We start from the raw sequence: 2,077 nt of genomic DNA, 5'->3' as shown, positions 1-2,077 counted from the left end.
ACTTTGAGTGTGCAGATTCCCGCCTCGATGGTCTCGTCCTCTCGGACGGACAATCTCAACGCAGAATCTGCTACAGCGCCATGCGGCCAACCGTTATAGCTCATGCAAAAAAACTGAACCAACACAAAAATGAAAATTGAAATATTAAATAGAGCTGTGATAATTACAATTGTGATTCTTCTTCTATCATCATTAAATTCTTGTAGTCAAAAAGTTGAAACACATTATCAAGATGGTACAATAAAAAGTTCTGGATATCTAAAGGATCTTAAAAAGCATGGTGTTGCAACTCTATTCTATGAGAATGGAAAAATAAAAGAATCTGGAATTTGGGAGGAAGATAAACAGCAAGGCGAATGGACATTCTATTATGTTAGTGGTACTATAAAGTCAAAAATCAATTTTAATAATGATTTACAAGAAGGACTAGCGACATATTATTCTGAAGAAGGGAAACTTATCGAAGAATCCTATTGGAAATGTGGAGTTTTAGATAGTTTGTCAAAGACATTTTATCCAAATGGACAGTTAAAAGAGCAATTTAATTGGGTTAACGGTAAGAAAAATGGCAGAAGTGTTATCTATTATGAAAGCGGAGCTATTCAACAAATTGGCTATTGGCTGAATGACAAGCAAAATGGGAAATTTGAAACATATTACGAACATGGCGATACTCTTCAAGTAGGTTACTTTACAAATGGTTTGCAAAATGGGACTTTTGATACATACCATGAAAATGGTCAACTAGCGAGTAATATAAACTATAAAGACAACTACCAAGAAGGCCCCTGTACATTTTATCACGACAATGGAAAAATTGAACAACAGGGTTATTTTCTTCATAACAAGCCAATAGGAATTTGGAAATTTTATGATTCCAATGGAAATCTTATTGATGAAAAAGATATGGGGAAAAGAAAAACGACAAAAAAACACGAGCTATAACACGCCGCTATAGCGCATAGCAGGGCAGCAAGCCTTTGGGTGGGCAGATTCCCGCTTCGATAGTCTCGTCCTCTCGGACGGACAATCTCAACGCAAATCTGCTACAGCGCCATGCGGCCAACCGTTAGGTGCCATTCCCCCTATAAACCCATAGTATTGATTTAAAATCAAGGTAATCAATACTTTTAAAGCTTATGGATTTCTGAAGCTAACGTAAAATGGGGACATCAAAGCAGATGAAAATTGAAGAAAAGCACAGAATTGTAAATAGCTGAAATACTGACGTTTATTTTTACGTTAGTCAGAATATGGGAATGAAAAGATTAAGAATCATAGCTTTAATAGCAATTGTCTTTATATCACTACAATGTAATATCCAAAAGCAGAATAAAATCAATGGATATAAGATTGGCGACAGAATCACTAATGACTGGACTTTATTAAGCTCAGATATAGAAAGAAGTTGGAAAAATTACAAGAACATTAATGACTCAGACTTATTTTGTCAATGTGTCGCTGACACTATTTGGAATTTGACGCTGTTCAATTTAACCGACTCTGAGAAAGATAGTTTGGTTGGGGTTTATAAACAGACCATTGGAACTAATTATGATTCAATCTACAGACCAAAAACAATTGGGAAATTTGAATCTATAGAACTAAAATGGCATGACTTCAAGAGTAATGATGAAATCACACTAATGAAAGTCAAAATGAATGAAAGTAAGGATCTTGGAAGTTGGACTTTGAATTTAAGAAATGAAAGAATTTTAAATAAGCTTAGTATGACTCATGACCCTTTTTACAAAATACCAATTCCTATAGAACAATAAAATACGGCACCTAACAAACCGCAATAGTGCATAAGGCGTTTAGCGAGTTTTGGAAGGTTCGTGGCTTCGGCAAGCAACGCCAAATCGCCGATTTGGCTTTAAAATGAAAAGTTAAAACAAAATATGCGCTTTGGCTCCGCTCATTTTGAAATGTTTGTAAGGTTAAAATCGCCTTACGCACCATGCGGCAGGCCGTTAGGCACCACCCAATATTTTTAAGCCCGATTCGAAGTATTTTTGGGATTCGTGCGGCTTTTGAGGAATTTGCTGCTCACCCACGGGCCAGCAACCCACATTCG

Annotated in this window: 2 protein-coding genes; both read left to right on the top strand. The window is 36.3% G+C overall.

Going from position 1 to position 2,077, the window contains the following annotated elements:
- The first annotated feature begins 129 nt into the window (after window positions 1–129).
- Entirely contained in the window at window positions 130–945 is an 816-nt protein-coding gene (locus ACSX1H_RS19145) for a toxin-antitoxin system YwqK family antitoxin (RefSeq protein ID WP_439185863.1), read from the top strand.
- Window positions 946–1,259: 314 nt separating this feature from the next.
- Entirely contained in the window at window positions 1,260–1,778 is a 519-nt protein-coding gene (locus tag ACSX1H_RS19140) for a hypothetical protein (protein ID WP_439185862.1), read from the top strand.
- Window positions 1,779–2,077: the final 299 nt, after the last annotated feature.

Origin of the sequence: Carboxylicivirga taeanensis (genome assembly GCF_051851475.1) — a bacterium.
GTDB classification, from domain to species: domain Bacteria; phylum Bacteroidota; class Bacteroidia; order Bacteroidales; family Marinilabiliaceae; genus Carboxylicivirga; species Carboxylicivirga taeanensis.
This window is presented reverse-complemented; position numbering and strand designations above follow the sequence as displayed.